Source organism: Nocardioides sp. NPDC054178, assembly GCF_055585005.1.
In genome coordinates, this window is record NZ_JBVJKY010000001.1 from 497,963 (window position 1) to 523,120 (window position 25,158).

The 25,158-nt window shown below is 69.1% G+C and carries 16 protein-coding genes, 1 tRNA gene, 1 other RNA gene and 1 pseudogene; 17 read left to right on the forward strand and 2 right to left on the reverse strand.

What is annotated here, in order from left to right; translation table 11 throughout:
- The first annotated feature begins 670 nt into the window (after positions 1-670).
- The 5 genes from ACZ6WN_RS02415 (at position 671) to ACZ6WN_RS02435 (ending at position 8,950) form a co-directional block, all read left to right on the forward strand.
- Positions 671-1,771: a hypothetical protein gene (locus tag ACZ6WN_RS02415; RefSeq protein WP_465862466.1), complete on the forward strand. Its 1,101-nt coding sequence runs from the start codon at positions 671-673 to the stop codon at positions 1,769-1,771.
- Between the two features lie 132 nt (positions 1,772-1,903).
- Entirely contained in the window at positions 1,904-2,536 is a 633-nt protein-coding gene (locus ACZ6WN_RS02420) for a transcriptional regulator (protein ID WP_465862467.1), read from the forward strand.
- A gap of 271 nt (positions 2,537-2,807) precedes the next feature.
- Positions 2,808-4,358, forward strand: a complete 1,551-nt coding sequence (locus ACZ6WN_RS02425) for an ABC transporter substrate-binding protein (protein ID WP_465862469.1) — start codon at positions 2,808-2,810, stop codon at positions 4,356-4,358.
- Between the two features lie 57 nt (positions 4,359-4,415).
- Positions 4,416-6,626, forward strand: coding sequence for a protein kinase domain-containing protein (locus ACZ6WN_RS02430; RefSeq protein ID WP_465862470.1), 2,211 nt, complete (start codon positions 4,416-4,418; stop codon positions 6,624-6,626).
- Positions 6,623-8,950: a protein kinase domain-containing protein gene (locus ACZ6WN_RS02435; RefSeq protein ID WP_465862472.1), complete on the forward strand. Its 2,328-nt coding sequence runs from the start codon at positions 6,623-6,625 to the stop codon at positions 8,948-8,950. The genes ACZ6WN_RS02430 and ACZ6WN_RS02435 overlap by 4 nt, the downstream gene beginning before the upstream one ends.
- 73 nt (positions 8,951-9,023) lie before the next feature.
- On the opposite strand, the gene eccCa is transcribed toward ACZ6WN_RS02435, so the two are convergent.
- Positions 9,024-13,055, reverse strand: coding sequence for a type VII secretion protein EccCa (gene eccCa, locus ACZ6WN_RS02440; protein ID WP_465862473.1), 4,032 nt, complete (start codon positions 13,053-13,055; stop codon positions 9,024-9,026).
- A 174-nt stretch (positions 13,056-13,229) separates the two neighbouring features.
- On the opposite strand from eccCa, the gene ACZ6WN_RS02445 reads away from it, so the two are divergent.
- The 6 genes from ACZ6WN_RS02445 to ACZ6WN_RS02470 all read left to right on the forward strand — a co-directional run bounded on the left by ACZ6WN_RS02445 (position 13,230) and on the right by ACZ6WN_RS02470 (position 19,521).
- On the forward strand, positions 13,230-14,603 hold the full coding sequence (locus tag ACZ6WN_RS02445; protein ID WP_465862474.1) for a ubiquitin family protein: 1,374 nt from the start codon (positions 13,230-13,232) through the stop codon (positions 14,601-14,603).
- A 154-nt stretch (positions 14,604-14,757) separates the two neighbouring features.
- Entirely contained in the window at positions 14,758-15,093 is a 336-nt protein-coding gene (locus ACZ6WN_RS02450; protein WP_091043262.1) for a WXG100 family type VII secretion target, read from the forward strand.
- Between the two features lie 47 nt (positions 15,094-15,140).
- Positions 15,141-15,434 carry a WXG100 family type VII secretion target gene (locus ACZ6WN_RS02455; protein ID WP_091043260.1) on the forward strand — a complete coding sequence of 98 codons (294 nt, stop codon included), beginning with the start codon at positions 15,141-15,143 and terminating at the stop codon, positions 15,432-15,434.
- A 183-nt stretch (positions 15,435-15,617) separates the two neighbouring features.
- The gene (eccD, locus tag ACZ6WN_RS02460) at positions 15,618-16,988 is read left to right on the forward strand and encodes a type VII secretion integral membrane protein EccD (protein WP_465862476.1); all 1,371 of its coding nucleotides are present in this window, start codon (positions 15,618-15,620) and stop codon (positions 16,986-16,988) included.
- Complete coding sequence (locus tag ACZ6WN_RS02465) at positions 16,988-18,394, forward strand: type VII secretion protein EccB (RefSeq protein ID WP_465862477.1); 1,407 nt, start codon at positions 16,988-16,990, stop codon at positions 18,392-18,394. Before eccD ends, ACZ6WN_RS02465 begins: the two co-directional genes overlap by 1 nt.
- Complete coding sequence (locus tag ACZ6WN_RS02470; protein ID WP_465862479.1) at positions 18,376-19,521, forward strand: hypothetical protein; 1,146 nt, start codon at positions 18,376-18,378, stop codon at positions 19,519-19,521. Before ACZ6WN_RS02465 ends, ACZ6WN_RS02470 begins: the two co-directional genes overlap by 19 nt.
- A gap of 87 nt (positions 19,522-19,608) precedes the next feature.
- Here the strand turns inward: ACZ6WN_RS02470 and ACZ6WN_RS02475 are convergent.
- A tRNA-Ser gene (locus tag ACZ6WN_RS02475) sits at positions 19,609-19,696 on the reverse strand.
- A 100-nt stretch (positions 19,697-19,796) separates the two neighbouring features.
- Here ACZ6WN_RS02475 and ffs point away from each other — a divergent pair.
- The 6 genes and pseudogenes from ffs to ACZ6WN_RS02505 all read left to right on the forward strand — a co-directional run.
- Positions 19,797-19,887: signal recognition particle sRNA small type (gene ffs, locus ACZ6WN_RS02480), an RNA gene on the forward strand.
- Between the two features lie 66 nt (positions 19,888-19,953).
- Positions 19,954-22,110, forward strand: coding sequence for a DNA polymerase III subunit gamma and tau (locus tag ACZ6WN_RS02485; RefSeq protein WP_465862480.1), 2,157 nt, complete (start codon positions 19,954-19,956; stop codon positions 22,108-22,110).
- A gap of 10 nt (positions 22,111-22,120) precedes the next feature.
- On the forward strand, positions 22,121-22,510 hold the full coding sequence (locus tag ACZ6WN_RS02490) for a YbaB/EbfC family nucleoid-associated protein (protein WP_378817442.1): 390 nt from the start codon (positions 22,121-22,123) through the stop codon (positions 22,508-22,510).
- Positions 22,511-22,543: 33 nt separating this feature from the next.
- Positions 22,544-23,140: a recombination mediator RecR gene (gene recR / locus ACZ6WN_RS02495; protein WP_008356228.1), complete on the forward strand. Its 597-nt coding sequence runs from the start codon at positions 22,544-22,546 to the stop codon at positions 23,138-23,140.
- Between the two features lie 86 nt (positions 23,141-23,226).
- The gene (locus ACZ6WN_RS02500) at positions 23,227-23,814 is read left to right on the forward strand and encodes a DUF5063 domain-containing protein (RefSeq protein WP_141791375.1); all 588 of its coding nucleotides are present in this window, start codon (positions 23,227-23,229) and stop codon (positions 23,812-23,814) included.
- A gap of 11 nt (positions 23,815-23,825) precedes the next feature.
- Positions 23,826-25,130: pseudogene (locus tag ACZ6WN_RS02505) on the forward strand (aspartate kinase); the annotation flags it as partial.
- Between the last annotated feature and the right edge of the window lie 28 nt (positions 25,131-25,158).

Sequence of the window (25,158 nt, forward strand, 5' to 3'; positions counted from 1 at the left end):
TCCGTCGTGGTCGGTCGCCATGCCGCGATCAGGCGAATGTCGTTGTTGATCCTGTCGTGCGCGGCCCTTGTGCGTGCTGTCCTGGGATTGCGAGGTATAGCGGAGCGCGATGTCGCGGCCGTGGCCGTCTTGGCGGAGGTGTGGTTCGCGATGGCTGGCATCGCAGGGATCCTCTTATGGACGACGTTGCTTGCGAGAAAGAGGGACCTCGAAAGATAGAAGAAAGGGCCCGAACTGGATGTCTCCGTCGACGTGCTTGGTGGCGACCACTGACGCCTCTTCTTCCAGACGGGGAGGATCGTTGCCTGCGTGCGTCCAGGTGGCCAGGCGACGCCTGCGGCGTACGAGATGAATCGTCAGCCATGCCGGGGGATCAGCGTCGCGATGCCGATCAGCAGCGCGGCGACAGCACCAAAGCTCATGTTGTGCTCCACTTGCCCGAGGTCGAGGAGCCACACCCTGTTCTGCGGCGTTGAGCGACGGCGGCGAGAGGTCGGGGCCGGCGATCGCTAGCCTGTCCGCGTCGTACCTATCTATTGATGACGGAGTGTGAGCGGTGGCTCGGGGAATCGCGGCGATGACGGTGGCTACGGCTGCCTTGGTCTCTGGTTGCAGTGTTGGCCCGCCGCCGAAGGATTTCGGGATCGAAGACGCGGTTGCGGCGTTTCGGGTGACGGAGGGCGGGGAGGACTCCAGCTATCTCGTGCTGGTCTCGCCGGAGGGGAAAACTCGGGCGATCGAGCTCGAGGAGGTCGAAGGCGCCGGAATCTCCTGGACGGAGCACGGGATCACGACCTCCGACACGGCGCACGACTACGTGATCGACGAGTCGGGGCTCACCGACAACAAGCGCACGAGCGGCGACAAGTCTCTCGAGACGATGCACGAGTGGTACCGCGTGCAGGTCGGTCAGGGGACGTTGGTCGGGTTCAGCCCCGCGGATTCGTCCGAGGATCCGTTCGTGACCTACATCGACGGGGGCAGTGGCAAGGCGACCACCCGGGTGTCTCCGTACGGCCAGACGACGACGGCCGCGGTGTGCGACGAGCGTGTGTTCGCGCCCGGGAGGGGCACCAGCACCAAGGCCTTCGAGGAGGACAGCGAGTCGATCCCGGAGGACCAGTGGGACCTTGCGGCGTTGACCTCGGCCTATCCGCATGACGGCACGGACATCCTGAGCACCTTGGAGCCCACCAGCCCGGGCAGCACGTCGCCCTGTGCCGATGGCATCGTCTACGAAGGGTGGGAGAACGACGACGACCAGCACTTCATCCGCACCTGGACCACTACGAAGGGGACGTCGCCGGACAAGGCTGCTGTTGACCACGAGATCGTCTATCCGGAGGACGCCTCCTCGCAGATCGGTGCACCCTCGGCGGTGACGATCGCGGACGGCCAGCTCGTCTGGGTCGTCGAGAACACGATGTGGAGCGCCCCGCTCCCGACGAGCGCGAAAGCACCGGTTCAGGCGCGCGAGATCGGTTGGGTGGAGGGATACATCGGGCTCGACGCGGAGGTGCTCACCTACTCCTCCAACGCTGCGTACACGATGACCAACGAGACCGAGCTGCACAAGCGGTTCACCAAGCGCCGCCGCGATCGGGTCTGGACCGAGCTGACAGCGCTGAGCCTCGTACGCACGGACCTGGCGACCGGCAAACCTTCCATCGCCTTGGAGATCGATGTGGAGGACGTCGACTTCCCGACCAAGGACGCGTCGGTGACGGCTCTGGCGGTCAACCCGGAGTGGGTGGCCGAGAACAGCCGATAGGCGAAGGCCAGACGATGTCGTCGGGATCACCGCGACACGCCGAAGTAAAGGACGATCACCAGGGGCACGGGTTGCCAAGGTGGCGCCGTACCTCTCGATCTCGGGAACATTCACTGTTGAAGGGGATTCCTCATGCGTAACACCACCGTCCGGACCTATCGATCGGCCGCCGTCGGCCTCAGCCTCGGCCTCGCGCTCGCGTTGACCGGGTGCGGCTCCGAGGAGACCGACTCGGACGCTGACGCGGCGGTCGAGGTCGAGTCCAGCGCGCCGGCCTCCGAGTCTCCGTCCGCAGCACCGGCTGGCGAGGAGAAGGAGGTCAAGATCGGGAAGACGATCAAGGACCCCGACATGGGCGACACGATCGAGGTCGTCTCGGCCGTCCGGGACTTCCCGTCGACGGAGGAGGCCGAGCTCATCGCCGAGGGTGGCGAGGTCGTGCTGCTGCAGGTGAAGATCAAGCCCGGCACGGAGTTCGGCGGCCGGATCTCGGAGGGGAACTTCGAGATCTCCTGGGACAACGGCGCCGACTTCGAGAGCTCGGACACCCGCCTGATGACCGAGGAGCTGACCGCCGCGAAGCGTACGCCGCTCGAGGACGTGCAGCGGCGCGACGGCGGCGAGCACACCGGCTGGATCGCCTTCCAGGTGGAGGAGAAGGCCGACGCGTACCTGGTCGAGTACGAGCGCGACGGCGCGAAGGTGATCGGCTCGGACAAGACCATCGCCGAGTTCACGGAGCAGGTGGAGATCCCCGCCGGCTGAGGTCTCGACAACCTGGTGGACGGAGACCGGCTACGTCGGTGGCCGGTCTCCGTCGAGGCTCGTTAGGATCTGGGCGTCCGTTGTCTCGGAGAGGGGACTTGAAGTGCATCCTGGGGCACGTCGTCGAGCGGGACTCGTTTCCGTTGCCAGTCTGGCGCTTGTCGCCACCGCCTGTTCGGGTGATCTTCCGGCATCCGTGGAGGAGGGGGCCGAGGTCGCCGTCGCGTGGACGGGTTCCCTGACGAGCACGAACCCCGCGAGCGCGGCGAGCGTGACCGACGGAAACCTCGACATCGCCTCGCTGACCCGCGGGGCCTTCGGCACCCTGGTCGATGACGACGTCGAGATGGACGAGACCTTCGGCAAGGTCACGATGGAGGGCGACAAGCAGCCCAGGGTGCGCTACGACTTGGCCGAGCCGACCTGGTCCGACGGGGTGCCGATCGACACCGCCGACCTCATGCTCGCCTGGGCGGCGACCTCGGGCTACTTCGGCACCGCCCAGGAAGACAGCGACGGCACGGTGGACTTCGGCGGAGTGCCGACGGGTCTGACCAAGAGCGCCTACATCCCCGAGGTCGACGAGGGCGCGCGCGCCATCGAGGTCCCGCTGGTGGTGCCGGTGGTCGACTGGCGTACGGCCCTGGACGTCGCCGTGCCGGCGCACGTCGTCGGGCAGAAGGCGCTGAAGATCGAGGACCCGATCGAGGCCAAGGAGGTCGTCGAGACCGCGATCGAGGAGTCCGACACCGCGAAGCTGACCAAGATCGCGGAGGCCTGGAAGTCGACCTTCGCGGTCGCCGAGGACGGCAAGGCGTCCGAGGACGCGCTGCTCTCCAGCGGGCCCTACACGATCTCGAAGATCTCGGTCGGAGAGGCTGGCCAGGAGGTCGACCTGGAGGCCAACCCGGAGTACGCGGGCGAGGCCAAGCCGACCTACGAGCAGGTACGCCTCACCCCGGCCGGCGCCGACGCGCTGGACAGCCTGGGGGAGAAGGTCGACGTCGTCCAGGTCACCCCGACCAAGGCCAACCGGAAGCAGGTGCGCGACCTCGAGCGCCGCGACTACGGCGTCGCCGATGCCCACGACGGCACCATGTGGGCGCTGATCCTCCGCACCGACCGCGGCTTGTTCAAGCGCAAGGACACCCGCACCGCCTATCTGCGGGCGGTTCCCCGCGGCGACATCGCCGAGGGTGGCGCGGGCGATTGGGCCGAGGCGTACGAAGCCACCGACGTGGTGCTGTTCCCGCCGGGTGGCGAGGGCTACCAGATCGCGACCGAGGACTCCGGGTTCTCCACGAAGTTCGGAGCCTCCCAGGACGCGAAGGCTCCGCGTGGCGCCCGGGTGTGCATCGCCTACGACAAGTCGAGCGCCTTCGCCTCGGGCGCCTACGACGCCATCGCGAACGCCGTCGACGACGAGGGCTGGAGCACCGCCGACTGTGGCGTGTCCTCGGCCGACAAGGTGCTCTCCGGCAACAGGTCGGATGCTGTCCTCGCCCGCATCCCGATCCCGCAGACGCCGGAGGAGATCTCGGCGCAGTGGGGGAGCAAGGGCAACCAGAACGCGACCGGCGGCGGCGACCGCGAGCGCGACCGACTCATCAGCGAGCTGGCCCGCACCGCCGACCCCTACGAGGCCCGCGACGTACGCGTCCAGATCGAGAAGACGCTGGTCCGGGACTCGATCGTGGTGCCGATCGTGATGAACCCGACGGTGACGGTGAGCGACAAGAAGGTCGACAGCGTTCGGCCCCGGTCCGGACAGGTCGCGCCGCTCGTCTCCACCATCGTCGAGTGGTCGCCGACGAAGAAGTAGGCGACTTTTAGCACATTGGAGTGGTTGGGTTCCGCGACCCTTGAATAGGGTGCGGGCATGACGACGCTTCATCCCGGGGCAGTGTTCGGCCACTACCGCCTGGATCGCATTCTCGGCGAAGGTGGAATGGGCGTGGTCTACGACGCCTTCGACACCAAGCTCGAACGGCAGGTCGCCCTGAAGATGGTGCATGCCCACCTCGCCGACCGACAGTTCATCGACATGTTCATCCGCGAGGGGCAGACCCTCGCGCAGATCAGGTCGCCCCACATCATCGCGATCTACGACATCGGCGAGCAGCACGGCAGCCCGTTCATCGTCACCCAGTTCATCAAGGGCGGTGATGTGACCGGACTCGTACGCAGCAACGGACCGTTGGCGCCGCACCTGGCGTGTCTGGTGAACGCGCAGGTGGCGGGGGCGCTCCACGACGCCCACCAGGCGGGGATCATCCACCAGGACGTCAAGCCCTCGAACGTGCTCGTACGCAACCCGGCGAGCCCGCTCGACCCGTTCGCGTTCCTGTGCGACTTCGGGATCGCGACCTCGTCCTCCGACTCGCCGGCCGGCGGGATCACGGGCACGTGGAACTACCTCGCGCCCGAGTACATCCGCGACGAGCGCGACGCGCAGGGCCGGCCGATCTCGCCGGAGCCGTCACGAGACATCTACGCGGCCGGCTGCATGCTGTGGTTCACGCTGACCGGCAAGATCCCCTACTCGGGTGCGGCCGTGCAGGTGGCGATGGCCCACCAGAACGCACCGATCCCGCAGTTCGTCGGCTCCGACGACTGGACCAAGGCGGCCAACCGGATCCTGCAGCTCTCGATGGCGAAGGACCGCCGGAGCCGCTACCAGAGCGCCGCCGTCTTCAAGGACGACCTGCTGAGGCTGCGCGAGATCACCGCGCCCGCCCAGCTGGTGCCGGCTCCTTCGATGAGCGACCCCCACCCGCTGCCGATCCTGGTCGCGGCCGTGCGGGCGCCTTCCGAGAGCGAAGCGATCCTGATCGAGGAGGCGCAGCGGCCGTCGAAGATCACCCCGCTCCGGGTCGGCGCCGCGATGGTCGGGGTGGCCGCTCTCGGGGTCGGCGGTGCCCTGGCGATCACCCAGCCCTGGGTCGAGCACGGGCCCGAGCCCATCGTGCCGACCGTCAAGGGGGCTGCGTACGCGGATGTGAACGGCGACAAGTTCGGGGACGTGGTCACCAACGTCCAGAACCCTGACGGCAAGGGCGTCGACGTCGTCACCTGGAAGTCGGACGGACGCACGTTGACCCCGTCGAAGCCCGTCACGTACGACGACCCTGCGCTTCCGGCGGACAACGACGGGGGCGAGGTGTTTCCGCTCTGCGCCGACTTCACCGGCGATGGCAAGAACTCCTTCCTCACCTTCGTGCGGAGCGAGAAGGGCTTCACGTTCCAAGGCGATCTGGAGGGGTCCCTCAAAGCCCCCGCCGGGGTCGTCGAGCAGGGCAAGAAGATGACGGGCTCGAACTTCTACTACGACCTCGGCACCGACGACTTCGACGGTGACGGGGTCGCCGATCTGTTCATGTCCACCCACTTCGGCAACCCGGACCCCGCTCTCGACAGGCAGGGGAGGAGGACCGGGGACGGCACGATCTGGGTCTACCGAGGAACCGGGTCGGGATTCGCCGAGCCGACGCTCTTCGCGGCCTATCCGGCCACACCGGTGGAGCAGATCTCGGTGGGTGAGTTCACCGGTGACGAGAAGGCCGATCTGGTGGTCCTGAACCGGGTCGAAGGGAGCCCGGAGGACATGACGCTCACGTCCGGAAGCTCTGACCTGGACCTCTACCAGGGAGAGGGGGCGACGGTGGCCGCCGCGAAGACGTTCCCGTTCAAGCACCAGTCGATCAGCTCGTTCCTCGCCGGTGACGTCAACGGCGACGGCCGGGACGAGATCGTCGCCACGGAGTCCGGTCGTGGCGAGGGCCAGTCGATCACCGTCGGCACGTTCAGCGAGGACCTCACCCAGTTCTCGATCGCCACTCGCGGCAAGCTTCCCAAGCCCCGCAACACCCTCAAGACCACCAGCAGGTATCCCGCGACCGTTGCCGACGTCAACGGTGACGGACGGACCGACATCGTCGCGGTCACGCAGGACACCAGCGAGAGCCCCTACGCCTTCTACGTCGCTCTGGCCTCGAAGACCGGGACGTTCTCCGGTCACATGATGGCGACGTGGAAGAAGTCGCCCGACGATGTCCGCCGCTACAACCTGATGGGAGGAACGCTCGGATGAGCGATTCCACCGGAACCCCTGACCCCACGCCCCGCGGTCCCCAGCCGTCGTTCGAGCGCCCCCCGGTCGACGATCCCGACAAGACCACGATCAGGCCGCGGATCGCTCGGCCCGGCGGACCCTCGAGTACGCCGCCGCCACCGCCTCCTCCTCCGCCGACCCAGCAGCCGATCCAGCAGCCGGCTCAGACCCCGCCACCCCCGCCGCCGCCCGTGCAGACAGCTGCCCCCGCGACCGCGCCGCAGGCGGACGCCCCCGGCATGATCGGGCCCTACCGGCTCGAGCAGCAGGTGGCGTCCAACGACATGGCGGTGGTCTACCGGGCCACCGACACCCGGCTCAACCGAGCGGTCGCCCTCAAGGTGCTCCTCGGGCGCGGCGCCCGTGACCCCGAGTTCGTGTCCCGGTTCGACAAGCAGGCTACGCTGATGGCCAAGCTGGACTCGCCGCACATCATGGGCGTCTACACCAACGGCCGGACCAACGACGGCGCCCCCTACCTGGTCTCCCAGTTCGCCGACGGCGGCGACCTCGGCTCGCTGCTGAAGGCCCGTGGCCGTCTTCCCGGCCCGCTGGCCGCCGACATCTGTGCCCAGATCGCCGATGGCCTGGCGGCGATCCATTCGCCCGAGGTCGGCGTCGTGCACGGCGACGTGAAACCGTCGAACATCCTGCTGCGCGACGGCAACACGCCGCCGTACGTCTACCTCGCCGACTTCGCGGCGGCGCGTGCCGACGACTCCGCGACGGCCAGGCCCGGGATCCACTCCGGCGCGTGGAACTACCTGGCGCCCGAGCGCGCGATGGGGGCGCCGGCCACCCCGGCGAGCGACCTCTACTCGCTGGGCTGCCTGTTCTACGAGCTCGTCACCGGGACCGTTCCGTTCACCGGGGCGAACGACGTCGAGACCGCGATGGCTCATGGATCGCAGCCGATCCCGACCCTGCCCGGGCGCGACGACTTCACCCTGCAGGCCAACGACCTGCTCTCCGGTGAGCGTGGTCTGCTCGCGAAGGATCCCGCGCAGCGTACGAACGAGGCGGTCCGGGTCCGGGACCGCTTCGCCGCGATGGCCGGGCGCCAGATGGGGTTCGCGTCCGGAGCCACGGTCACCCTCAAACGCGCCAAGGCCACGTGGTGGATCGCCGGTGCGGCGGCACTCGCGGTCCTCGTTGCGGGCGGCACCGCGGTGGGCGTGACCCTCGCGACCACGGAGAACACTCCCGCGAAGCCCAAACCGGCGGTGAGCGGAGACATCGACGGGGACCGGCTGGGCGACCTGGTGCTCGGTGCGCCGTTCGGTGACGTCAACTACAACTGGGACGGCAACGCCGCGACCCTCTTCGCCTCCACCGGCAAGGGGTTCGAGGCAGCCACCACCAAGGGCCTCAAGTTCGGCAACCTGCTCGGCGACCTCGATGCCGACGGGCGGGTGGACGTGGTTCAGGTCTCCGGCATCGGCTCCTCGTTCAACGTCGACTCCAACGCGAAGAACCAGCCTGACGGCGCGATCCAGGTGCCGGCATCGGGCAAGCGGCTGGCCATGTTCTGCGCCGACTTCAACGGCGACGGCCGCGACGACATCGGGATGATCTCGGTCGGCAACGGGACCAAGCTGCCCAAGGAGGACGCCGACCTGGCCAAGCTCGAGGACCTCGAGTTCCAGATGACGGTCATGCTGAGCAAGGCGGACAACACCTGGGGCAAGAGCGCCGAGTGGTACACCGGTCCCTGGAAGGGCCCGACGTTCGACATCAACTTCGACGTCGGGGACTTCGACGGCGACAAGCGCGCCGACGTCGTCATGGGGGCCAGGGAGACCTCGCCGGCTGCGGTGGTCCTGCTGATGAGCAATGGCTCGAAGCTCACCAAGACCGACCTCGAGGTGCCCGGACCCGACGGTGATCGGGTCGCCGGATCGTCGAACATCGCCGACGTCACCGGTGACGGGAAGGACGAGCTGATCACCCAGGAGATCGTGGACCAGAAGTGGGCCATCCGCGTCTACTCCTACGACCCCGAGGGCAAGAAGTTCGTCGCCGAGCCGTCGTGGGACATCGACGACCCGGTCAAGAACGACGACGCGCTCAGCGGGTCTCAGATCCCCGGTGTCGCCGATGTCAACGGTGACGGCAGGGACGACCTGGTGAACCCGTTGCGTGCGGGTGACGGAGACTACGAGTACCTCAACAAGGCGTCGGTCCTGATCTCCGGCAAGGACGGGTTCACCGCCGAGACCTGGGAGATGCCCGGGGCCGACCAGTTCCAGACCCACCCGCCGTTGCGCAAGGCGTCCAACAACAACGGCACCGGGACGCTCTGAGCACCGGCGAACGACGAGACGGCCCGCGACCTGGATCAGGTCGCGGGCCGTCTCTCGCTCGGGCTGTCGAGGGCTAGACCGTCGATTCGCTCCAGGCCAGCTGGATGACCTCGATGCCACGGTCACGGGTGACCAGGCGCCCACGACCCGGGAGGGTCGGGACCGGCTTCAGGTTGCCGATGAGCGGGCCCTCGTCGGGGTTGCCGGAGAGCAGCAGGCCCGGCATCGCCAGGTCGCGCATCGACTGGATGACCGACTCGTAGAGGGATCGCGACGCGCCACCCGAACGGCGGGCGATGATCACGTGCAGGCCCACGTCGCCGGCCTGGGCCATCAGCGGCTGCAGGGGCGCTAGGGGCGAGCCCTGCTGCGTCGAGACGAGGTCGTAGTCGTCCACGAGCACGAACAGCTCCGCGCCGGACCACCACGACCGGTTGCGCAGCTCCTCGGGCGTGACGTCCGGGCCCGGGATCCGCTTGGTCAGGTACGCCGCCAGGTCGTTCAGCGTCGGGTTCGCCTGCGTCGCCGAGGTGAGGTAGCCGACCAGGTAGTCCTCGGGGATCTCGCCGAGCAGCGAGCGCCGGTAGTCGACGACCGCGATCTGCGCCTCCTTCGGGGTGTAGGTCCGCATGATCTCGCGGGCGAGGTTGCGCAGCATCGAGGACTTGCCGGACTGGCCGTCGCCGAAGACGAGCAGGTGGGGCTCGGTGTCGGGGTTGAGACCGACCGGAGCCAGCTCCTTCTCGTTGATGCCCAGCAGCAGACGCTTGCCGGGCTTCTCCTCGGTGACCCCGGCCTGCTCACGGATCCGCTCGATCGTGATCTTCTCGGGCAGCAGCCGCAGCTTCGGGCCGGCGGGACCCTGCCAGGCGGCGGAGACCCGGGAGATCAGGTCGTCGACGCCGTCGCCCAGCGTCGCCGCCGAGCCGTCGCCGTCCATGCGGGGCAGGGCGCTGAGGAAGTGGAGCTTCTCCTTCACGATGCCTCGGCCCGGACGCCCGGTCGGCACCAGGGCGGCGAGCTTGCGGTCGAGCTCGGAGTCCATCGGGTCGCCCAGACGAAGCTCGAGCTTGGTGCCGAAGATGTCGCGCATCGAGGAGCGGAACTCGGCCCAGCGGCCGGCCGCCGCGACGATGTGGACGCCGAAGGTCAGGCCTCGCGGAGCGATCTCCTGGATGGCGTACTCGAGATCGTCGAAGTCGGCGCGCAGCGTGCCCCAGCCGTCGATGACGAGGAAGACGTCGCCCCAGCCGTCGTCGGCCTGGCCGCGGGCACGGCGGGTGCGGTAGGTCTCGATCGAGTCGATGCCCTGCGCCCGGAAGTAGGCCTCGCGGCGGTCGATGATGCCGGAGATCTCGGCCAGCACGCGGCGTACGACATCGGGCTCGGAGCGGGTGCCGACGCCGGAGACGTGCGGGAGCTTCGCCAGCGGCGCGAACGTGCCGCCACCGAAGTCGAGCACGAAGAACTGCACCTCCTGCGGCGTCATGGTCAGCGACATCGAGGTGACGATGGTGCGGAGGGTGGTCGACTTGCCGGTGCGTGGGGCACCGATGACCGCGACGTGACCGGCGGCCCCGCGCAGGTCGACGGTGAGCGTGTCGCGCAGCTGCTCGCGCGGCTTGTCGACGATGCCCAGGGGTACGACCAGCCCGCCGAGCCGCTTCCAGGCCGGCGAGTGCAGACCGAGCTCGGGAGACGTGGTCAGGTCGGGCATCAGCGAGTCGAGCGTGTCGGGGATGTCGAGCGGCGGCAGCCAGACCTGGTGGGCCGGGGTGCCGTGTCCGGTCATCCGGTCGACGGCGATGTCGAGCATCGACTTCTCGACGCCGTCGGCGCCCACGACCGGGGCGGCCGGACGATCCTCCTCCTCGGCCGGCATCGCCAGCTGCTTCACCTCGGCGATCGAGAACGGGAAGATCCCCTGCAGCTTGCCGCCCTCGTCGCGGCGGATCCGCGACCCGGCGGCCGGCGGCCCCGAGACGTACGCCGCCCGGAACCGCTGCATGTTGGTCGGGTCGGGCTTCAGGTAACCGAGGCCGGGGACCGCCGGGAGCTCGTAGGCGTCCGGCACGCCGAGCACGGTCCGCGACTCCTGCGCGGAGAAGGTGCGCAGACCGACGCGGTAGGAGAGGTGCGAGTCGAGACCGCGCAGGCGGCCCTCCTCGAGGCGCTGCGAGGCGAGCAGCAGGTGGATGCCGAGCGACCGGCCCAGACGACCGATCGCGACGAACAGGTCGATGAACTCGGGCTTGGCCGAGAGCATCTCGGAGAACTCGTCGACCACGATGAACAGCGACGGCAGCGGCGCCATCGACGGGTCCTGCGTACGAGCCTTCTCGTAGTCCTTCAGCGAGGAGAAGTTGCCGGCCTCGCGCAGGAGCTCCTGGCGGCGGGTCATCTCACCGGAGAGCGCGTCCTGCATACGGTCGACCAGGGTGAGCTCGCCCTCGAGGTTGGTGATCACCGCGGAGACGTGCGGCATGCCCGCCATCCCGGCGAAGGTCGCACCGCCCTTGAAGTCGACCAGCACCAGGTTGAGGACCTCCGGCGGGTGGGTGAGCACCAGGCCGAGGACGAGGGTGCGGAGGAACTCCGACTTACCGGAACCGGTCGCGCCGATGACGAGGCCGTGCGGCCCCATACCCTGCTGGGCCGACTCCTTGATGTCCATGTAGATCTGCTGGCCGGCCTCGCCGACACCGACCGGCACCCGCAGCCGGTCGCGGTTGGCGCGGGGGCGCCAGGCGACGTCCGGGTCGAAGGAGCGTACGTCGCCGAGACCGAGCAGCGCCATGTAGTCCTTCGGCGCCGCGATCTCGGTGTCCTGCGGGGTCTCGGCGGCGGCGTCGGAACCCTCCGGCGCCACGGTGTAGAGCGCGGTCAGGCGCCGGGCGTACGCCTCGGCGTCAGCCATGGTCATCTGGTCCACGCGCAGCCGGACCGGGTCCATGCGTACGCGCACCTGGTAGCCGGAGACCGTGTTGTTCTCGTCGGGCTCCTCGTCGTCGATCAGGAACCGCACCCGGCTGGAGTCGAACAGCTCGTCCCAGTGGGTCGGCAGGTCGATGACGGTGACGCCCTGGATGCCGTCGTCGGGGAGGACGTGGTTGCCCGGGGGGACCGAGCCGCCGTCGACGATGACCACGACCTGGGGCGAGGGGATCCGGTCGTCGGTGCCCCAGCGGGCGCGCTCGCCGACCTCGGTCGGGAGGAGCGCGGCGAGGTCGTTGATGTTGGTGACCACCATCCGGCGCGGCCCGACGGCGTCGACCTCGCGGCCGCTCTGCGCGTGCGGGAGCCACTTGACCCAGTCCCACTCGGCCAGGTTGCGCTCGGAGGTGAGGACGGCGACGATCAGCTGCTCCGGCGAGTGGAAGGCCGTCATCCCGCAGATCAGGGCGCGGGCGAGGGCCCGGGCCTGGTCCTCGTTGCCGCAGATCTCCATCTTGTCGAAGCCGCGCAGGTTGGTCGCGGCCGGCAGGTCGGGCTGCACCCGGTGGACCGTCAGCAGCCGGTGCAGCGCGCTCGCCGACGCGGGGTCGACCTGGTCGATCGGGGTCTGCTGGGGCGGCACCAGGGTCAGGGCCAGGGGTTGGTGCGCGACGCCGTAGCGGACGTCGAGGTAGCGCTTGTGGGTGTTCGCGCGCTCCCACAGCCGACTGCGCTCCTCGGCGATCGCGGGCAGCGAGGACGGCGCGGGATAGTGCCAGGTCAGCGCCTTGCGCTGCTGCTCGCCGGCCCTGCGCGCCGACTGCCGGACGCCGGCCAGGTAGCGCAGGTAGTCGGTGCGCTGCCCACCGACCTGCTTCTGCTTCTGCTTCCGCTGGCGGTCGATCTGCACGAAGATGAAGCCGAGCGTCGCGAAGAGGAACATGCCGGCGGCGATGTAGCGCTGGATCGGCGGGGACCCGCCCGCACCCGACTGCATCGTCGCGATGAGCACGATCGACCCGAGGCCACCGAGCATGGGGATGGCGTTCATCAGGATGCCGCCGACGCCCTCGCCCTCTTCGATAGCCGGCGGAGCATTCAGAGCCAGCTCCCCCTCGGGGACCTCCGGCTCCTCGGTGCGGGTACCGCCGGCTGTCGCAGCGATGGTCACGTGTCCCCCTGAGACTGGTTCAGTGCCCCGCGGGCCCGGATGCCGCAGGTGGTCAGGATCTTAGAGTGCCCGCTACCCGGCTACTACCCTTAACCGTGCCGGTCGGGTAAAACGGGCGGTGGAGCTTCCGATGTGGAACTCTGTCACAGGGTCATCACGCATCCGGGAGGTGTCATGCCCACTCAGACGGCCGATGCCGTAGAGCCGGCGCTCGCAGCAGGCGGCCTGGCGGTCACGGTCCACGGCACCGCCGGAGTGGTCGACATCGTCGTTCCGTCCGATGCGCACGCCTCGGACCTGGCGCGGGAGTACGCGACGGCCGTCGGCCTTCCCGCGGCTCCGGTCCTGCGGGACCGGCGTGGCGAGGTGATCCGGCCGGACGCATCGCTCGCCTCACGTGGCATCACCTCGGGCGCCCTGCTCGCCGCCGACTCGCCGCCGACGCAGGCCTACGCCCGCCGCGAGGTCGTCGAGACGGCCGCTCCGGTCCGAGCAGGCAGCTTCTCGTTCTACTGGGTCGGTCTGGCCACCCTCCTCGCAGTCGCCGCGGCCGGGTTCGGCGCCCAGGCCGACGGCTGGCAGCGACTGGCCATCGCCGGTCTGCTCGCGCTCGGCGCACTGGTCGGCATCATCCCCGCGGGGCCGTACGCAGCGCGCCGGGCCATCGTCGCCCCGGCCTTCGCCGCCGGCGCCGCCTTCGTCATCACCGTCGACCCGGCGCCCGAGACGCTGCCGATCGCGGTCGGTGTGGCCGGGCTGAGTGCCGCGGTCGTCGCGACGATCTCGAGGTCGCTCGTCGACACCGTCGACGAGGGCCTGAAGATCTGGACCGCGACCGGCGTGGCGGTCTTCGTGGTGACCGCCCTGTGCGCTCTGCTCGGCACCTCGCCGCAGGTGCCGTGGTCGATCCTGTTCGCCGCTGCCGCGCTGGCGGCGCGGATCGTCCCGTCCTACGCCGTCGACGTCCCGGACTCCTATCTCCTCGACGTCTCCAAGCTGTCGGTGACCGCCTGGTCGGCGCGGGCCAAGACGACCTCCGGCAAGGCGACGGTCCCGATCGACGAGGTCACCGAGGTCGCCGAGCGTGGTTCCCGCACCCTGGCGGCGGCCTCCTGGGCGATTCTCGCCGTGGTCGCGGTGAGCGGGCCCGGGCTGGTGGCGACCGCCACCGACGACGTGGACCGGATCGGTGGCTGGCTGATCACGCTGACCGGTGCCTTCGTCATCCTGCTCGCGGCACGCAGCTACCGCTACTGGCTGCCTCGCGGCGTACTCCGGGTGGCAGGAGTTATTGCGCTGGCGGTCGGGGTCGACGCCTTCGTAGGCTGGGCCGACCCGGAGCTGGTCTCCTGGTTCGGTCTGGGAGTCGTGGTGATCGGGTTCGCCGTCATCATCGCGGCGATCGCGACCGGCCGGGGCTGGCGCTCGGCGAAGTGGGCAGCTCGGGCCGACTGGGCGGAGTCGCTGTGCGGCGCCGCCGTCATCGCGTCGTTCGTGGTCTCCTCAGGGTTCTTCCGACACCTGTGGGAGTCGGGTTTCAGCGGCTAGACAGCAGGGCCGAAAAAGTTCAGAGATTTGTGTTTAGAACTCCGGGGACGGGGTATGAACACATTGTCCGGACCTCGGGGGAGCCCATCGGGAGCCGGGCTCCAACAGGTATCTAACCTAGGAAAGCCGGTTCCGCCGGTGGAAGGACAGCACCATGAGCAGTGAGATCAAGCAAGGTCAGGCGATCAACACCGCCGTCAACTTCATCAACGAGACGAAGGCCAAGCTGCAGAGCGTCAACAGCCGCACCGTCTCGGAGGCCCAGGCGGAGGGCGCATCGGGCTGGAAGGGTGCCGGCGGCACCTCGTTCCAGCAGCTGATGAACACCTACAACGAGAAGTCGCGCGAGATCACCAACGCGCTCGACGAGCTCACCGCGGGTCTCGAGAACGCCCGCAAGGTCGGTAGCCAGGCCGACGAGGATGTTGCCGGACAGTCCAGCTCCGTCACCTCCAGCATGGACAGCATCTCCTACAAGATGGGTGGCTGACCACCCGGTCAGCCCGCATTTCAAGCACAGGACTGGAAGGAACTGACATGGGTGAAGAGATTGTCGTAAACCACGGGAAGATGGGCTCCATCACCGACGTCCTGCTCAAGGGCGTCGCCGACATGGACCGCGAGCTCGACGAGCTCGAGCGTCACATCCTCGGTCTCCAGGAGAACTTCACAGGTGAGGCGGCCGACGCCTACAACCGGGCCCAGGCCAAGTGGAACCAGAGCATCCGCGAGCTCGGCATGGCTCTGGACCGCGGCAGCAAGTTCGTCAACGAGGCCAACGCCAACATGCACGACGCGGACCGACGCGGTGCCGGCGGCTTCGGCGGCTGAGTTCTTCAGCACACAGGCAACACGGGGGGATCGGTGCGGGGCACCGGTCCCCTCGTCGCTGCTTTTATGGCAAAGTCAGCGCTGATGCTCGCCGGCTGGCTCAGCCGGCGATGGTAGGGCGTAGATCTCGGGACATTCGGTCGGTTCGTCTCGGGCACAGGCACGACGCGAGGAGTTCGTGAAATGACGCAGGCGCAGGTGGCGCCCACTGGGCTGGTCCGGGTGACGGTCGCCTCCGGCACCCGTCGGATGGATCTGGTGCTGCCGGGCTCCGTGCCGGTGGCAGAGCTGGTGCCCGAGCTTGCGCGAAGCGTCGGGCTGCTCGACCCGCAGACGGCGTACGCCGGCTACCGCGTCGTGCTCGCCGATGGCCGCAAGCTCACCGGTGACCTCGGTCTGATCCCGCAGGGCGTCGAGGACGGCGGCGTGCTGACCGTGAGCGCCGGGATCGACGACAAGCCGCCGCGGGTCTACGACGACGTGGTCGAGGCGATGACCGACGTCGTCGAGAGCGAGATGGCCCCGTGGAAGCCCGAAGCAGGACGGCGTACGTCACTGCTGGCTGCCGCGCTGCTGCTGCTCCTCGGCGCCGGTGCGTTGTGGACGCAGGCCCCGTCGATGCTCGCCGGCGTCGCTGCCGGGGTGATCGGCATCGTCCTCGCCGGAGGCGCGATCGTGCTCTCCCGGCTCGAGGCCGAGAACGACGCCGCGATCGCGGCGGTGTGGATCGGTGAGGTCTACGGCGCGGTCGCCGGCTTCCTGATCGGCTCGGCCTCCCTCGGCCCCGAGGGCGGCGTCGGGATGCCGCTGGCCTTCGCCGGCGCGGGCGCGATGCTCGCCGCCGCGATCGGCTTCCTCGGTCTGGGTGAGGCCCGGATGCTGGCGATGCCGGGTGCGCTCGTGGGTGGCGTCTTCCTGGTGGCCGGCATGCTGCTGAGCATGACCGGCTGGAAGGCCGGTGTGGTGCTCGGGATCGTGCTGGTCGTCGTGGTGCTGGCCGGCAGCTTCTTCCCGTGGCTCGCGCTGAGCACGACCAAGACCGACGTCCCGCAGCTCTACTCCGACGAGGACATCAACCTCGACCCCGACGAGATCCGGCAGGACCAGGTCCGGGTCGACGCCAGGGTCGCCCACGAGATCCTGGTCGCCATCTCGCTCTCCGTCGGCGTCCTGGTCGTGCTGACCGCGCCGTTCGTGGTGCGCCTCGGGCTCTTCGGCACGCTGCTGGCTCTGGCCGCGTGTGTGGTGCTGATGCTGCGTACGCGGCAGTACCGGACGGGTTCGGAGGTGCTCGTCGGCCTGGTCTCCGGGATCGCCGGGCTGCTCGCGATCGGCGCGGCGTTGCTGGTCTACCACGAGTCGTGGCGGCCGACGACCGCCGTCGTGCTGGCGGCCGCGGGTGGCGTACTCCTGGTGCTGACGCTGGTCCCCGACGTCGGGTCGATCCGGCGTGGGCGGCTCGCTGACGTCGCCGAGACGGTCTGCCTGCTCGCGATGCTGCCGCTGATGGTGCTCGCCTCGGGCCTCTTCGGCGCCGCGGTGGCTGGTTTCTGATGGCCAGCAAGAAGGACCTCGTAGAGGCGCATGCCTTCAGCCGTCGCCGGCTGGTCTCCGCGTTCCTCTCCGGTGCCCCCGGTGGGCGCGAGGTGGAGCCTGCTCGCCCCGGCCGCTCCGTCTTCGGCGGCCTCGTGCTCGCGGTGCTGCTCATCGCCGGCGGCGCCGTCGCCCACTTCCTCTCGCCCAAGCCGGCGACCGGCTGGGCCGACACCGATGGCCTGATCGTCACCAAGGGCGGTGCGCGCTACGTCGTCACCGGCCCGGACAAGGACAAGGAGCTGCACCCGGTCGTCAACCTGGCCAGCGCGCAGCTCATCCTCGGTCTCGACCTGGAGAAGAGGTCCAAGGTCATCGATCAGGAGGAGATCGACAAGGAGTTTCCGAAGCAGACGATCGGTCTCTCCGGCCCGAAGGTCCCCGAGGAGCTGCCGCTGACGTCCGACTTCATCAACTCCGGCTGGACCGCGTGCACCGCCAACGGCGCGGGGACGTTCCTGAACATCTCCGCGAAGCCCGACGTCAAGGCCGCCGCGGACACCGGCTTCATGGTGCAGACCGAAGACGGCAACTACCTCATCGCGGAGCACGAGACCACCGACGGATACACCCAGGCGTACAGCTACAAGATCGAGGGCGACTCGGAGACCTATGCCGACCGCACCTTCGACGGGCCGGTCTCGACGCCGACCGTTCCGCAGGCTTGGGTCAACCTCTTCCCGTCCGGCGCGCCGCTGTCGGGCAACTCCTTCGGAAGTGCCTTCACCAAGGTCGGTGGCACGGTCGAGGGTGAGGAATACCCGATCGGCACCAAGGCCAACTACCAGGCCAACAACTACCTGATGACCGAGTCCGGCTGGATCCGGCTGGACGAATTCGCCAGCGAGATCTATGACGTCGCCTTCGGCAGCAAGGGCAACCAGCAGTCGCTGAGCTCGCAGCCGAACATCAACGGTGAGCGGCTCGAGACCTCGTGGCCCGCGTCGACCCTCGAGCCCGGAACGGGCAGCGTCTGCGCCAAGCTCGAGACCGAGGACAAGACGACGGTACGCCTCGGTGTCGACCCGGGTGAGAGGGCCTGGCCGACGTCGGAGCCTCCCGCGGCGACCGACTTCACCTCGGCCCGGGTCGACCCCGGCAAGGGCGCCTTCGTCTTCGCGGCCAACGGTGAGGAGCTCCAGAAGCAGAGCGCGACTCCCTACCTGATCGACGCCCGCGGCACCGCCAACACCCTCGACGGCAAGCTCACGGTCGAGCGGCTCGGCTTGTCGAACGACTCAGGCCCGATCGTGCCCGGCACGTGGCTGGGGCTGCTCCCGGCCGGCGCTGCGCTCTCGACAGAGCTGGCGTTGTGCCCGCCGAGCACCGGAGAGGTTCAGGAGAGCAAGTGCGTGGCGACCGAGTGACGCTGGTGCGTTCTGGCATCGCGCTCGTGGCCGTCATCGGTGGGCTGAGTCTGCTCGGCGGCCCGAGCCCTGCGTACGCAGCGGAGGAACGAGCCGACTGCTCGGTCTACGCGCAGAACACCGGTGGCGGTGCACCGCCGAAGGCGGAGACCAAGGCGGCGCCGGTGCCGGAGACAGTGGCTCCGTTCGCGATCATGCGGATCGGCGAAGCGCAGAAGGTGAGCAAACAGGGTCAGGGGATCCGTGTCGCGGTGATTGACTCCGGTTACAGCGCCAAGGCACAGGACTATCGCGGCACCGTTGCGGCGGGCCTGATCTCCGGGATCGCTCCCAAGGCGACGCTCAGCGACCACCCGGTCCTCAAGGTCGGCCAGGAGAAGTCCACGATCGACGCCAAGCGGATGGTGGCCGAGCTCAACTCGCTCGCCAAGGGCAATGCGAAGGGGCTGATCGTCGACATCGGTCTGCCGGCGACGGAGGTCGCCGCGGGCCTGGACACGGCCGTCGACACCCTCATCAAGAAGGGGGCCATCGTGGTGATGGCCGCGGACTGGTCCGGTGTTGCCAGTGGCACCGACCGGGACATGGGCCCCAAGGTCTTCCCGAACGCCAACGACTCCGTGGTGACGGTCAGCGCTTCCGGAACCTGGGCCTCCGACCCCGACTCGGCGGTGCTGCCCAACTCCAACACCGACGTGGCCGCACCGACGTACGGAGCCCCGTCGAAGACGCTCTTCGGCAAGCCGTGCTGGGTCGACTCGATCTCGACGTCCTTCGCCTCCGCCGAGGTCTCGGCGGTGCTCGCGCTGATCTGGTCGACCAACCGGAGCTGGAGCGCCGCCCAGGTCATCGACCGTCTTTACAGCACCACGTCCGGCCGTGAGGGCCAGGGCGGCCGGTTCTGGGGTGCGGGTGTCGTGAATGCGTACGACGCGCTCACCCGGCCGCCGGTCGAAGAGGCCGCGGCCGCGCCGGAGGTCGAACAGGCCCCGATGGCCCGCGACGAGGTCGATCCCCTCGCGACCGTCCGCGACAACGCGATCTGGTGGGGCATCGCCGGCGGCGGCGCACTCGGTCTCGGGCTGGTCCTGAGGCCGCTGTTCTCGCGGCGCAAGAGCTCGATGTAGTTCACCCGGCTGGGAAATGCAGAACGCCGATCCGGAAGCTTGCGCTGTCCGGATCGGCGTTCTTGCAGGTCAACCAAGGTTTCCTGCTGGCGGATCTGGGGGGATTCGAACCCCCGAGGGCGTTAACCCAACACGGATTCCAGCCGTGCGCCATAGGCCACTAGGCGACAGATCCGTGAGGGATCCTACGCGGCTCCGCGAGCATCGGGGAAATCGGCGGAGGGTCGGCGGGTGTGCTTTGGGATCGGCGAGCGGACTCGTCTAGACTCTTCGGCAACCCCCCATGTGGCGACATCTTGTCGAACCTCCCCAGGGCCGGAAGGCAGCAAGGATAAGCGAGCTCTGTTGGGTACGTGGGGGGCCTTTTCTATTTCCTGACAGCCTGCCCCGCGCGGTCGCAAACTGTCGGTGCGGGCGGATAGGGTCTACCGGGTGGACGCACCGCTAGCTCTCTACCGCCGCTACCGGCCGGAGACGTTTGCCGAGGTCATCGGCCAAGATCACGTCACCGGCCCGCTGCGCAATGCGCTGGCGGGCAACCGGGTCAACCATGCGTACCTCTTCTCCGGGCCACGTGGCTGCGGCAAGACGACCTCGGCGCGGATCCTGGCGCGGGCGCTGAACTGCGAGAGGGCGCCGATCGCGGACCCGTGCGGCGAGTGCGAGTCGTGCCGCGACCTGGCGCGCGGTGGCCCCGGCAGCATCGACGTGATCGAGATCGACGCGGCGTCGCACGGTGGTGTGGATGACGCCCGTGACCTGCGCGAGAAGGCGTTCTTCGCGCCGGTGAAGAGCCGCTACAAGGTCTACATCATCGACGAGGCCCACATGGTCTCGACGCAGGGCTTCAACGCGCTCCTCAAGCTCGTCGAGGAGCCGCCGGAGCATCTGCGCTTCATCTTCGCGACGACCGAGCCGGAGAAGGTCATCTCGACGATCCGGTCGCGCACCCATCACTATCCGTTCCGCCTCTTCCCGCCCAAGCTGGTCTCCGACTACATCTCGACGCTGTGCGAGAAGGAGGGGATCAACGTCGAGCCCGCCGCGCTGCCGCTGGTCGCGCGCGCGGGCGCCGGGTCGATGCGCGACAGCCTCTCGGTCATGGACCAGCTGCTCGGTGGTGCGGGTCCCGAGGGCGTGACGTACGAGCTGGCCGCCGGGCTGCTCGGCTACACCCCTGACGCGCTGCTGGACGAGGTCGTCGACGCCTTCGCCGCCCATGACGGGGCCGCGGTCTTCGGCGTGATCGACAAGATCATCGAGACCGGCCAGGACCCGCGGCGGTTCACCGAGGACCTGCTGCGGCGACTGCGTGATCTGGTCATCGTCAAGGCGGTCCCGGACGCGCCCGCGACCGGACTCATCGACGTCTCCGAGGACGGCGGCGAGCGGCTGGTCGCCCAGGCCGGACGCTTCGGGCCCCACGATCTCTCGCGGGCCGCCGATGCGGTCGCCACCGGCCTGACCGAGATGCGTGGCGCCACCGCACCCCGGCTTCTGCTCGAGCTGATCTGTGCCCGGGTGCTGCTGCCTGCGGCCGACGGCGCCGATGGTCTCGCGGCCCGGCTCGACCGTCTGGAGAGGCGGATCGAGATCAGCGGTACGCCGACGGTGACCGCTCCTCCGGCGGCGGCCGCCCCCGCCCAGGACCGGCCGGTGCTCAAGCCGTCCGTCGGCGCTCCGGGGCACGAGCCGGCCGCTCCGGCGGCGCCGCAGCCCGAGCCCGTCCAGGCGTACGCCTCGACCCCCGAGCCGGCCCGCGAGCCGGCCTCCGAGCCGGTCCGCGAACCCGCTCCGGCCGCGCAGACGCCTCCGCCGCAGGCGCCGGCCGCTCCCGAGCCGTCGAGCCAGCCTCAGCCGCAATCGGCGACGCCGCCGCAGCCACAGCCTCAGGCACCTGCGCAGTCGCCGGGCGGGATGGGCAACGTGGACGTCCGCCGCCTGTGGGACGACGTGATCGCCCAGACCAAGGGCTTGCGCCGTGCGACCTGGTCGTTGGTGGGCCAGAACGCTCAGGTGGTCGACTTCCGCGACGGTGTGCTCACCCTCGGGTTCGCCTCGCCGGGACTCCGCGACCGGTTCGCGACCGGCGGGCACGAGCCGATCCTCGGGCAGGCGCTGGTCAACGTGATCGGCATCCAGCCGAAGATCGAGGCGATCGTCGCGGGCGGAGGGCAGGGAGCCCCGCAGCGGCAGGCTCCGCCTGCGCCGCAGTCGGCCCAGCCCCAGGAACCCTCTCCGCAGCAACAGTCACCGGAGGCATCCTGGAACGAGCAGGCGCCGCCACCCGACTGGGCCACCGAGCCGCCGCCACCCGACCAGCCACCGGCTCCGCCGGAGCCGCCGGCGGCCTCCTCGCCGCAGCCGGCCGACCCGGGAGCGATCGCGCTGGCGCGGGAGGCGATCCGTCCGACGCGTGCGTCCGACTATGAGCCCCCGGTCGACGACACCGCGGCCCGTCTGGCGGAGGCCGACGCCGCGGTGAACCCCGACGACCAGGCCTACGACGGTCCGGCCGCGATGGGCGCCGAGGCGCTGCTCGCTCAGGAGCTGGGTGCAACCATGATCGAAGAGATTCCTCACAACTAGGACGGCACAGATGACGAACCCACTCGAAGGCCTCGGCGGCGAGGGCGGCTTCGACCTCAACGCGATCATGCAGCAGGCCCAGGCGCTGCAGAGCCAGATCGTCGACGCCCAGGAGAAGCTCGCCGAGACGATCGTCGACGGCACCGTCGCCGGTGGTGCGGTGACCGTCAAGCTCACCGGCACCGGCGAGCTGGTCGGTGTGGAGATCAAGCAGGGCGAGTTCGACGGCAGCAACCCCGACGACCTCGAGGACCTCGGCGCCGTGATCGTGGCCGCCTACCGCGAGGCCAAGGGCAAGGCCGACGCGCTCGCCGGTGAGGCGATGGGCCCGCTCGCGGGCGGTCTCGGCGGCCCCGGTGCGCCCGGCGGCGGCGAGCCGCCGTTCAAGCTCGGGTTCTGAGACAAGCACAGCTAGAGACAGGCGATAACCAAGTTGTACGAGGGTGTGGTCCAAGACCTCATCGACGAGCTGGGACGGCTGCCGGGCGTAGGTCCGAAGAGCGCTCAGCGGATCGCGTTCCATCTGCTCCAGGCTGATCCCGCCGACGTACATCGGCTGGCCTCGATCCTCAACGAGGTCAAGGCGAAGGTGAAGTTCTGCTCGGTCTGCTTCAACGTCTCCGAGGAGGAGACCTGCCGGATCTGTCGCGACCCGCGTCGCGAGCAGTCGGTGCTGTGCGTGGTCGAGGAGTACAAGGACGTCGTCGCGATCGAGCGCACCCGCGAGTTCCGCGGGCGCTATCACGTGCTCGGTGGCGCGATCAGCCCGATCGACGGGATCGGTCCCGACCAGCTGCGGATCCGGGAGCTCGTCCAGCGGCTCAACGACCCCGGCATCACCGAGGTGATCCTCGCCACCGACCCCAACCTCGAGGGTGAGGCGACGGCGACCTACCTGACCCGTCAGCTGAGCCCGCTCGGGCTGAAGGTCACCCGCCTGGCCAGCGGCCTCCCGGTCGGTGGCGATCTGGAGTACGCCGACGAGGTCACCCTCGGGCGCGCGTTCGCCGGCCGGCGCGCGGCTGAGTAGTCGCTAAGAGCCGACTCTTTACCCTCGTCAGGCGGCGACTTCGGCGGTAGCCTGACGATTCAAGGGACCTCGGGAAGGGGGCCGTCATGACGAACGACTTGACCGGCAAGGACTTCGCCACCAGCATCGCCGACTCGGTGGAGAGCTTCCTGCTCTCGGTGCGGGCGATAGCTGCCGACGGCGATGGTGGCAGCGCTGTCCCGATGCTGCTGCTGGAGGTGAGCCAGATCCTGCTGGCGGGCGCGCGACTGGGTGCCCAGCAGGACTTCGAGCCTCGTGAGGAGTTCCAGCCCGACGTGGGTATGGAGGCCGACGTCGATGAGCTCCGGATGGGGCTTGCCGAGATGTTCGGGGACATCGACACCTACAGCTTCGTCTTCGATCCGTACAGCCCGGACGTGGTCGACAGCCAGATCTCCGACGACGTCGCCAGCCTGGTGACCGACCTGGAGTACGGCCTGCGTCACTACCGTCTCGGCGACGTCGACGAGGCGCTGTGGTGGTGGCAGTTCAGCTACGTCAACAACTGGGGCAACCTGGCCGGTGCCGTGCTCAACGCACTGCTCACCGTGGTCGCTCACGACCGCCTCGACTCCGAGCCGTTCACCGGTGAGGACGAGGACCTGGCTGCCGCTGATGAGATGCTGGAGAAGACGCCCGTATCGGCAACGTAGACTTTCCCGCCGTGGGAATCGTCGTTCAGAAGTACGGTGGCAGTTCGGTCGCGGACGCTGCAGGCATCAAGCGCGTGGCTCAGCGAGTGGTCGCGACCAAAGAGCAGGGCCACGACGTGGTCGTGGCCGTCTCTGCCATGGGCGACACCACCGACGAGCTGATCGACCTGGCCAACAAGGTCTCGCCCGATGCGACCGCGCACGCGCGTGAGTTCGACATGCTGCTCACCTCCGGCGAGCGGCAGTCGATGGCGCTGCTCGCGATGGCGATCAACGACGTCGCGAACGAGCGCGGGCTGGCGTACGAGGCTCGGTCGTTCACCGGGTCGCAGGCCGGTCTGATCACCGATGCGCAGCACGGGCGCGCCAAGATCCTCAGCATCACCCCGGAGCGGATCCAGGCAGCGATCGGCGACGGCGCGATCGCGATCGTGGCCGGCTTCCAGGGCGTCTCCAGGGACACCAAGGACATCACCACGCTGGGCCGTGGCGGCACCGACACCACCGCGGTCGCGCTGGCGGTGGCGCTGAACGCCGACGTCTGCGAGATCTACACCGACGTCGACGGTGTCTTCACCGCCGACCCGCGGATCGTCCCGACCGCTCGCAAGCTGAGCTCGGTCGCCTTCGAGGAGATGCTCGAGCTGGCGGCCTCCGGCGCGAAGGTGCTCCACCTGCGCTCGGTGGAGTTCGCCCGGCGTCACAGCCTCCCGATCCACGTACGCTCCTCCTTCTCCACCCTCAACGGCACCGTGGTCAAGGGCAGCATCGACGCGGGCTCGCCGCAGGGCGACCACCAGCCGGGCACGGATGCCGGTATGGAGGCGCCGATCGTCGCCGCCATCGCCTACGACCGCAGCCAGGCGAAGATCACCGTCGTCAACGCGCCCGACAAGGTCGGCGCGGCCGCGAAGGTCTTCGAGATCATCGCCGGAGTCGGGATCAACGTCGACATGGTCGTTCAGGACGCCTCGGCGGCCAAGACCGAGCGCACCGACATCACCTTCACCCTGCCCCGCGACGACGTCGAGCGTGCCGTGGAGGCGCTGGAGCTGGCCCAGGCAGAGGTCGGCTTCGAGCGGGTCAGCGCCGAGCCGAGGATGGGCAAGGTCTCGCTGACCGGCGCCGGGCTGCGCACGCAGCCGAAGAAGATCGCCGACTTCTTCTCGGCCATCGCCCAGGCCGGGGTCAACATCCAGATGATCTCCACCTCCGAGGTGCGGGTCTCGGTCGTCGTCGACGACGACGAGGTCGACCGGGCGGTGCAGGCCGCGGCGGAGCAGTTCAGCGACGTCGAGGTCGAGAAGGTCTCCTACGGTGCCGAGCCCAACGGCGACGTCCCCG